Source organism: Streptomyces sp. NPDC048483, from assembly GCF_040651455.1.
Taxonomy (GTDB): domain Bacteria; phylum Actinomycetota; class Actinomycetes; order Streptomycetales; family Streptomycetaceae; genus Streptomyces.
On the sequence record NZ_JBEZJZ010000184.1, the window covers coordinates 1 to 10,045 of the forward strand.

The 10,045-nt window shown below is 71.0% G+C and carries 2 protein-coding genes; both read right to left on the reverse strand.

Annotated elements, in window-relative coordinates; all coding sequences use genetic code 11:
* On the reverse strand, positions 1-1,997 hold a 1,997-nt coding region (locus tag AB0D04_RS41170; protein WP_362712534.1), incomplete at its 3' end, for a type I polyketide synthase.
* Between the two features lie 47 nt (positions 1,998-2,044).
* Entirely contained in the window at positions 2,045-10,006 is a 7,962-nt protein-coding gene (locus AB0D04_RS41175) for a type I polyketide synthase (RefSeq protein ID WP_362712535.1), read from the reverse strand.
* Positions 10,007-10,045: the final 39 nt, after the last annotated feature.

The following is a 10,045-nucleotide window of genomic DNA, read 5'->3' on the forward strand; positions in this document are numbered from 1 at the left end:
CCCACCGAATGACCAATCAACACATCCGGCGCGACACCAAAAGACTCCAGCAACCGGAACAACGACACCTCAACCGCAAACAAACCCGCCTGCGCATTCACCGTCTGGTTCAGCGCATCCTGGTCCTCACCCCACACCACCCCACGCACGGACGAACCCAACGCCCGCTCCAACTCCCCACACACACCATCAAAAGCATCCGCGAAAACAGGGAAACGGTCGTACAACTCCCGCCCCATACCCAACCGCTGCGCACCCTGACCCGAGAACAACACCCCCACCCGGCCAGCACCAGCAGCAACCTCTCCCCGCACCACGTCACCTGCGGGAGCACCCTCGGCGAGCGCGGCCAGGCCCCGTAGCGAGCCCTCATAATCGGCCGCGACAATGGCCGCACGATGGTCGAGCCCCGCGCGGGTCGTCGCCAGGGAGAAGCCCACATCGAGCGGTGACAGCGGATTCGACTGCTCCGTCAAGAAGCTGTGCAGCCGCCCAGCCTGCGCCCGCAGCCCGGCCTCGGACTTCGCCGACACCACCCACGACACCGCCCCACCAGCAGGAACAACCGAGCCCACCCCACCGGCGGCAGACTCCTCCTCCACAACCGGAGGCTGCTCCAAAATCACATGCGCATTCGTGCCACTGATACCGAACGACGACACCGCCGCCCGACGCACCCGACCCGTCTCAGGCCACAACTGAGTTTCCGTCAGCAGGTTCACGGCGCCGGCCGACCAGTTCACGTGCGTGGACGGCTCGTCCACGTGCAGCGTCTTCGGCAGCATGCCGTGCCGCATCGCCTCGACCATCTTGATCACACCGGCCACGCCCGCAGCAGCCTGCGTGTGCCCGATATTCGACTTGACCGACCCCAGCCACAGCGGCCGGTCCTCGTCGCGCCCCTGCCCGTACGTGGCCAGCAGCGCCTGCGCCTCGATCGGATCACCCAGCTTGGTACCCGTACCGTGCGCCTCGACGACATCCACGTCGGTGGTCGACAGTCGTGCGTCCAGCAGAGCTTGGAGGATCACGCGCTGCTGGGCCGGGCCGTTGGGGGCCGTCAGGCCGGTGCTCGCGCCGTCCTGGTTGACGGCGGATCCCCGCATCACCGCCAGCACCGGGTGCCCGTTGCGGCGGGCGTCCGACAGCCGCTCCAGCAGCAGCATGCCGACGCCCTCGCCCCAGCCTGTGCCGTCCGCCGTATCGGCGAAGGCCTTGCAGCGGCCGTCGGCCGCGAGGCCGTTCTGCCGGGTGAACTCGGCGAAGCCGATCGGGGTGGCCATCACGGTCACACCGCCCGCGAGCGCCAGCGAGCACTCGCCCTTCTGCAGTGACTGGGCTGCAAGGTGCATGGACACCAGCGACGACGAACACGCGGTGTCCACCGTCAGTGCGGGTCCTTCGAAGCCGAGGGTGTAGGCGATGCGCCCGGAAAAGACGCTGGCGGAGATGCCCGTGGCGATGAAGCCGCCGAGGTCCTGGGTGGAGCGGTTCAACAGCGCGACGTAGTCGCGGTTGTTGGAGCCGACGAACACCCCGGTGCGGCTGCCGCGTAGCGTTCCCGGGTCGATGCCCGCCCGCTCGACCGCCTCCCACGAGGTCTCCAGCAGCAGCCGCTGCTGCGGATCCATCGCCAGGGCCTCGCGGGGCGCAATGCCGAAGAACGCGGGGTCGAAATCGGCGGCGTCGTGCAGGAAGCCGCCCTGGTCGGTGGCGAAGCCTCCGGCCTCGCCGCCCGTGCTTCCCGTGCCGTCCGGTGCCTGCCAGCCGCGGTCGGCCGGGAAGGCGCTCACGCCGTCCCCGCCGTCGTGCACGAGCCGCCACAGGTCCTCGGGTGATGCGACGCCGCCGGGGTAGCGGCAGCTCATCGCGACGATCGCGATGTCTTCCCGCTCTTCCCGCTCGGTCGACTCCAGCTCCGCCAGGCGGTGCTTGGCCTGCCGGAGTTCGGCCGTCACCCACTTGAGGTTGTCCAGAAGTTTCTGCTCACGCACCACAGCGATACCCCCATGTTCCAGCTGCCGACCCCCTGGGCCTGGCCTGATCAAGACTTTCCGAATTCCTCTTGGATGAGGTCGAACAGCTCATCGGCGGTCGCCGATGCCAAGTCGCGGTGCGCGTCTTCGGCGTCCGCGGTTTCTTCAGGTTGCTTCCACTTCGCCATCAGCCCTTGGAGCCGCAGGTTGATGCGGGACCGTGCCAGTTCGTCGTCGGGCAGCCCGGAAAGTCCGGACTCCAATCGGTCCAGGTCCGCGAGCAGCAGATCCACCGTGCTGGTGCCGTCGGTGACTTCCTCGCACAGGTAGCCGGCCAGCTTGGTCGGTGTCGGGTAGTCGAAGGTGACGGTCGCGGGGAGCTGGACGTCGACGAGCTCGCGCAGTCGGTTGCGGAGTTGCACCGATCCCAGCGAGTCCATGCCCATCTCCAGGAATCCGCGCCGGACGTCGACCTCATCGGCTGCCACATGTCCAAGGACGGCTGCGGTTTCGGCTCGGATGACGTCCAGTACGGCGCGCTCGCGCTCGCTCTCCGGGACGCCGTTCAGCCGCTGCCGCAGCTCGGCGGCGGGCGTGGTCTCCCCGCCGGCGGCTTCGGCGGACGTGCTGGTGGCGGTCCCGGTGGCGCCGGTCTCCTCGGCCCGGCCGGTCAGCTCCTTGATGAGGGGGGCGGGCCGGGTCAGGGTGAACAGCGGGGCGAAAACCGTCCAGTCCACGTCGGCGACGGTGGTCACGGCCTCGCCCTCGGCGACGACCTGGGTGAGGGCCTGGATGGCCAGCTCCGGTTCGATGGTGACCAGTCCGCGCTTGCGCAGCGACGCTTCGGCGGCGGGGTCGGCGACCATGCCGCCTTCCGCCCATGGCCCCCAGGCCACGGCTGTGGCGGCGAGTCCCCGGGCTCGGCGTTGTTCGGCCAGGGCGTCGAGGTAGGCGTTGGCGGCGGCGTAACCGCCTTGTCCGCCGCTGCCCCACGTCCCGGCGACCGAGGAGAACAGAACGAAGGCGTCGAGGTCCCGGTCGCCGAGCAGCTCGTGCAGATGACGTGCTCCCTCGACCTTGCCGCCGATCACGCCGGCGAAGTCGGCCGGGCTGGTGTCGACGAGTGGGGTGGACTGGCTGACACCGGCGGCGTGGACGACGGCGGTCAGCGGGCGGTCCGCCGGGACGGCGTCGAGCAGTGCGCGTACGGCCTGCCGGTCGGCGACGTTGCAGGCGGCGAAGCTGACCTCCGCGCCAAGCCCGGTCAGTTCCTCGCGCAGTGCCGCGGCCCCGGGGCTGTCCTCGCCGCGGCGGCTGGTGAGCACAAGATGCTCGGCGCCGTTCGCGGCCGCCCAGCGGGCGACGTGTGCTCCCAGGGCGCCGAGGCCGCCGGTGATCAGTACGGTGCCCCGCGGCTCCCACGGCCGGGCTGTCGCGGTCGGCTGTGCAGGTGCCCGGTCGAGTCGGCGTGCGAACGCTCCGTCAGGACGCACGGCGACCTGGTCCTCGTCACCGTAACCGCCATCATTGCCGTTGCCGGCGCCGGCGAGCAGTCGGCCGAGCCGGTCCTCCGCCGCGTCGTCAAAGGTGGCGGGCAGGTCGACGAGGCCGCCCCAGAGTCGCGGGTGTTCGAGTGCGACGACGCGCCCGAGCCCCCAGACGAGGGCCTGTTCCGGGTGCGGCACGGTGTCCGGCTCGTTGCCGTCGGCACCCACCGACACCGCGCCCCGGGTCAGGCACCACAGCGGCGCCGTGCTGCCGACTTGGTCGAGAGCGCCTACAAGTGCGCAGGTCAGCGCGGTGCCGTTGGGCAGCTCGGGATGTGCAGGGTGTTGTCCGCCGTCCAGAGCCAGCAGCGACAGCACGCCGCCGAGGGAGGCTCCATGGGAGCCGGACGCGTCCTCGGTGGCCGACCGCAGCCGATCGGCCAGGGTGCCGGTGGTCTCCGCGGGGTCGATGTCCATGGTGGTGACGTCGGCGCCGTGCCTGCCCAGCATTGCGGCCAGTTGTTCGACGAGGCCTTCCTGCCTGGAGTCCGGGGAGGCCACCAGCAGCCAGGTGCCGTCCAGCGCCGGCGGGGTGGTGTCCTCGGTGGCCTCGGCGTCTTCGTCGAGGGGCGCCCAGCGGACGCGGTAGCGCCATCCGTCGACGGTGGACCGCGTGCGCTGGTTCCTGCGCCAGGGGGCGAGGGTGGCCAGCAGGGGGCGCAGGTTCTGGTCGTCGTCGACGCGCAGTGTGCGCGCGAGGTCTTCCAGGTTCTCGCTTTCCACCGCTTCCCAGAACCGGGACTCGACCGCGTCGGGGGCCAGGGCGTCGGCTTGTGCGGAGGCCGGAGTGGCGGCCTCGAGCCAGTAGCGCTGTCGTTGGAAGGCGTAGGTGGGCAGTTCCACGCGCTGCGGCCGGTAGGGCGCGAACACCGTGTCCCAGTCGACGGCCGCCCCGGCGGCATGCAGGTGCGCGACGGCGGTCATGAGCGTCTGTCCGCCGTTGCGGCCCGCACGCTGGGCGGCCACGGCGGTGATCTGGCCGTCGTGTTCGGCCAGCACTGCGCCGGCCTGCGCTGCGAGCACTCCTTCGGGACCGGCCTCGATGAACTGGGTCACGCCCTGGTCGGCGGCGGTACGCACGGCGTCCGCGAAGCGCACGGTCTGCCGCACCTGCCGCACCCAGTAGGCGGGGGAGCACAGCTCTTCTTCGGAGGCGGCCTCGCCGGTGAGGGTGGAGATCACGGGAATCGCCGGGGCCCGGTATTGCAGTTTCTCGGCGGCCTGGGCGAACTCCTCCAGCATTCCCTCCATGCGGGGGGAGTGGAAGGCGTGCGAGACACGCAGCCGGTTCGTCTTGCGGCCCTGTTGCCGAGCCCATTGCGCTACGGCCTCGACGGCGTCGGTGTCACCGGAGACCACGACCGAAAGGGGCCCGTTGACGGCCGCCAGTGCCACCGACGCTCCCAGCAGTGGCGTGATCTCTTCCTCGCTCGCCTGGACGGCCAGCATCGCGCCGCCCTCGGGCAGTTCCTGCATCAGCCGGCCCCGTGCGGCGACCAGTGTGCACGCGTCCTCCAGGGAGAGCACTCCGGCCACATGTGCCGCCGCCAGCTCGCCCACCGAGTGGCCGATCAGCACATCCGGGGCCAGCCCAAACGACTCCAGCAGCCGGAACAGCGCCACCTCGACCGCGAACAAGCCCGCCTGGGCATGCACGGTCTGGTTCAGCTCCTCCTGGTCCTGACCCCACACCACCTCGCGCGCCGAGTGCTTCATGCTTCGGTCGAGGTGGTCGCAGACCGCGTCGAACGCCTCCGCGAACACCGGGAATTGTTCCCACAGTTCACGGCCCATGCCTGAATACTGCGAACCTTGGCCGGAGAACAACACCCCTAGCCTGCCCCTATCCCCCACCGTGACGCCGCGGACGACCTCGGCCGAGGCGTGGCCGTCAGCGATGGCCGAGAGGCCTCGCAACAGATCGTCACGGCCGGCGGCGACCACGGCGGCCCGATGGTCGAGCCCGGCGCGGGTGGTGGCCAAGGAGAAGCCCACGTCCGCGGGGGACGACTCGGGCCGCTGCTCGAGGTAGCCGTGCAGTTGCTGCGCTTGCGCCCGCAGCGCGGTCTCGGACTTCGCGGACACCACCCAGGGCAGCGCGACTTCGGTGCTGCCATCGTCTGTGACGTCCGCGGCGCCGGCGGCGTCCACCCTGGTGTTCTCGGCCTTCACTGCTTCGGCCTTTGTCGCCTCGATGGCTCGCGGGCTCGCGGAGGCGGGCACCGACTCGTGCGAGCTGGGCTCGTCCGCCGTGGGCGGCTCCTCGATGACCACGTGGGCGTTGGTGCCGCTGATGCCGAAGGAGGACACGCCCGCCCGGCGGGGCCGCCGGTCCGCCTCGGGCCACGGCCGGGGCTCGGTCAGCAACTGCACCGCGCCGGCCGACCAGTCCACGTGGGCGGAGGGCTCCTCGGCATACAGGGTCTTCGGCAGCACGCCGTGCCGCATCGCCTGCACCATCTTGATCACACCGGCCACACCCGCAGCAGCCTGCGTATGCCCGATATTCGACTTGACCGACCCCAGCCACAACGGCCGGTCCTCGGGCCGCTCCCGCCCATACGTGGCCAGCAGCGCCTGCGCCTCGATCGGATCGCCCAGCCTGGTGCCCGTACCGTGCCCCTCGACCACATCCACATCGGCAGCCACCAGCCGCGCATTGGCCAGCGCCTGGCGGATCACGCGCTGCTGCGACGGGCCATTGGGCGCCGTCAGACCGTTCGACGCACCATCCTGGTTCACCGCCGACCCCCGCAACACGGCAAGGACTTGATGCCCGTTGCGCTGGGCATCGGACAACCGCTCCAGCAGGAGCACGCCGACGCCCTCGCCCCAGCCCGTGCCGTCCGCTGTATCGGCGAAGGCCTTGCAACGGCCGTCGGGCGCGAGACCGTTCTGCCGCGAGAACTCGACGAACACCTCCGGGCTGGCCAGCACGGTGACCCCGCCGGCCAGGGCCAGCGAGCACTCACCACTGCGCAGCGCCTGCGCCGCCAGGTGCAGCGCCACCAGCGAGGACGAGCACGCGGTGTCCACCGTCACCGCAGGGCCCTCGAAGCCGAAGGTGTAGGCGATGCGGCCGGAGACGATGCTGCCGGAGTTGCCGGTGCCGACGTATCCGCCGACCTCGTCGGGAACGGTCTTGAGCCGCGACGCGTAGTCGTGGTACATCAGGCCGGCGAAGACGCCGGTACGGCTGCCGCGCAACGAGGTCGGGTCGATCCCGGCCCGTTCCATGACCTCCCACGAGCTTTGGAGCAGCAGCCGCTGCTGGGGGTCCATCGCCGTCGCCTCGCGCGGCGAGACCCCGAAGAACGCGGCGTCGAACTCCGCCGCGTCGTAGACGAAGCCGCCCTCGCGGGTGTTGCTGCGACCGGGGTTGTCCGGGCCGGTACCGAACAGCCTGCCCAGGTCCCAGTCACGGTCGGTGGGAAAGGTGGAGATTCCGTCGCCGTCCGTGGCCACCAGCTGCCACAGCTGCTCGGGAGTGGTCACACCGCCCGGGTAGCGGCAGGCCATCGCGACGATCGCGATCGGCTCGTGCGCGGAAACGGTGGACGGTGCCGCCGCCTGCACGGCCTCGGCGGCCTGCGCCGCGTCTGCCGCCGCATCGCCGAGCATCTCGCCCCGCAGGTACTCGGCCAGCGCGGCCGGCGTCGGGTAGTCGAAGATCAAGGTCGCGGGCAGTCGCAGACCGCCGGTCGCCGCGCCCAGCTGATTGCGCAGCTCGATCGCGGTCAGCGAGTCGAAGCCGAGCTCGCTGAACAGCCGGCCGGAGCCGACCGCGTCCGCCGAGCTGTGCCCGAGCAGCTTGGCGACGTGGGAGCGGACCAGGTCGAGCACGGCACGCTGCTGCTCGGCCTTCGTCAGGCCGGTCAGCCGGCTCCTCAGTTCCTGGCCCCCGGCGCCTCCTCCGGACTGCGCGGTGCGGCGGGCCGGCGTGGTCACCAGGCCGCGCAGCATTGGTGGCAGCCCGGCGGAGGCGGCCCGCTGCCGCAGTCCCGCGAAGTCGAAGCGGATGGGCGCTTGGACCGGTGCACTCCGGGTGAGGGCCGTGTCGAACAGGGCGAGTCCGTCCTCGGTGGACAGCGCCCGGATCGAGGCCCGGGACTTGCGGGCCGTCTCGGCCTCCGCCAAGTGCGCAGTCATGCCGTCCGCCTGCTCCCACAGACCCCAGGCGAGTGAGGTCGCGGGCAGGCCCTGGGCGCGCCGGTACGTGGCCAGGGCGTCGAGGCAGGCGTTGGCCGCCGCGTAGTTGCCCTGTCCGGACGCGCCGAGCACGCCGGCGGCCGAGGAGAACAGCACGAAGGCGTCGAGCTCTCGGTCGCGGGTGAGCTCGTGCAGGTGCCAGGCGGCGTCGGCCTTGGGGCGCAGTACGGTACGGATCCGCTCGGGCGTCAGTGACTCGACGATGCCGTCGTCCAGCACACCTGCGGCGTGGATCACGGCGGTGAGCGGATGGTCGGCCGGGACGGCGGCCAGCACCTCGGCCAACGCCTCGCGGTCCGCGACGTCGCACGCGGCCACCCGTACCCGGGCGCCGTTGCCGGTCAACTCGGCCACCAGTTCGTCGGCTCCCGGGGCTTGCACACCCCGTCGGCTGATCAACAGCAGGTGTCGTACGCCATGTTCGGCGACCAGGTGCCGGGCCAGCAGACCACCCAGCGAACCCGTACCACCGGTGATGAGCACCGTGCCCTCGGCATCCCAGGAGGAGGACTCCGCCGCGGTCCTTGCGCCTCGGGCCTGAGCCTCGTCGGACTGGGCGTCGTGGGCGTGCGTGTCCCGGGCCTGGGCCTGGGCCTGCGCCGCGGCCGGGCGGCGCAGTCGCGGCACGTAGGCCGCACCGTCGCGCAGGGCAACCTGCGACTCGTCGCCGGCGAGCACTCCGGCCAGCACATCGGCTTCCAGGTCCGCATCGTGGTCCTGATCGACCAGTACGAACCGGCCCGGATGCTCAGCCTGCGCCGATCGGAGCAGACCCCACACTCCGGCCTGTGCCGGCCCCTCCGCCGTGTCGTGGGGCGCGACGCCCACCGCGCCCCTGGTGACCACGACCAGCCGCGACCGGGCGAAGCGGTCTTCGGCCAGCCATGCCTGCACCATGTCGAGTGCGGAGACCACCGCCTCCTCGGCACTCCCGCCGGTCGCTTCGGCGACCACCACGTCCGGCACCGGGGCGCCCTCGGCGAGGGCCGCGGCCAGCGCCGGCACGTTCTCGTACCAGGTGGCCAGGCCTCGGATGCTTGCTCCCGGCGCGGGCACGGCATCGGCACGGGTCCCGGCATCACCATCCGACCGCAGGCGGGAAGCGGAGAGGCCAACCCAGTTGTCCGCGGCAACCTGCGCCTGCGGCATTCCGGCGGGCTCCCAGTGCACGTCGAACAGCGCCCCGGACTCACGTGCCGATCGCAACTGCTCAGATGCGACGGCACGCACCGTCAGCGTGTCGACGGTGGCGACCGGCGCGCCGGTCTCATCGGCGACATGCACCGACATGGTGTCGCTGCCCAGCGCGGTCAGGCGAACCCGCACCCGAGTGGCACCCATCGCGTGCACCCGAACCCCGGACCACGCGAACGGCAACCGCGGGCGTCCCTCGTCCTGGTCCGGCTCCAACAAGCCACTCACACGAGCTGCGTGCAACGCCGCGTCCAACAGCGCGGGATGCACACCGAACCCCTCGACACCCTCGACGCCTTCAGGCAAGACCACCTCAGCCCACACCGCACCGCCGGCGCCACCTTCACGCCACACCGAACGCAGCCCTCGAAACACCGGCCCATAGCCGTACCCCGCACCCGCCAGGGCCTCATACGCCCCTTCAACATCGACCACCGACGCCTCCGTCGGCGGCCACACATCGAGATCAGCGGACTCAACCTCCGCGCCGCCACCTCGCGTCAGCACGCCCGTGGCGTGCCGCGTCCACGCACCCTCGACATCGTCCTCCGGCCGCGAGTAGACGCTCACCGACCGACGGTCCGAGCCATCAGGCGCCTCCACACTCACCTGAAGCGCCACACCACCCGACTCCGGCAATACCAACGGCGCCTCCAGAGCCAGCTCCTCCACCAGATCACACCCGACCTGATCACCAGCCCGCACCGCCAACTCAACAAACGCCGTCCCCGGCAACAACACCGAACCCAACACCGCATGATCCGCAAGCCACGGATGCGACGACAACGACAACCGACCAGTAAGAAGCACCTGGTGGGAGTCAGCCAACGTCACGGCAGCACCCAGCAGCGGGTGCCCGACCGTCCCCAGGCCCACCGCCGGCAGGTCCCCCGCGCGCAACGGAGAAGTCTTCACCCAGTACCGCTGCCGCTGGAACGCATACGTCGGCAGATCGACCCTCTGCGCGCCCGCGAACAACGAATCCCAGCTCACCGCGATTCCAGCCGTGTGGAGTTGGGCGAGGGCGGTGAGCAGGGTGTGTTCCGAGTCGCGATCGGCGCGCTGGGCGGCAACGCACACGCTGCCGGCCTCCGCGTCCGTGCCACTCTCACGCTCCCT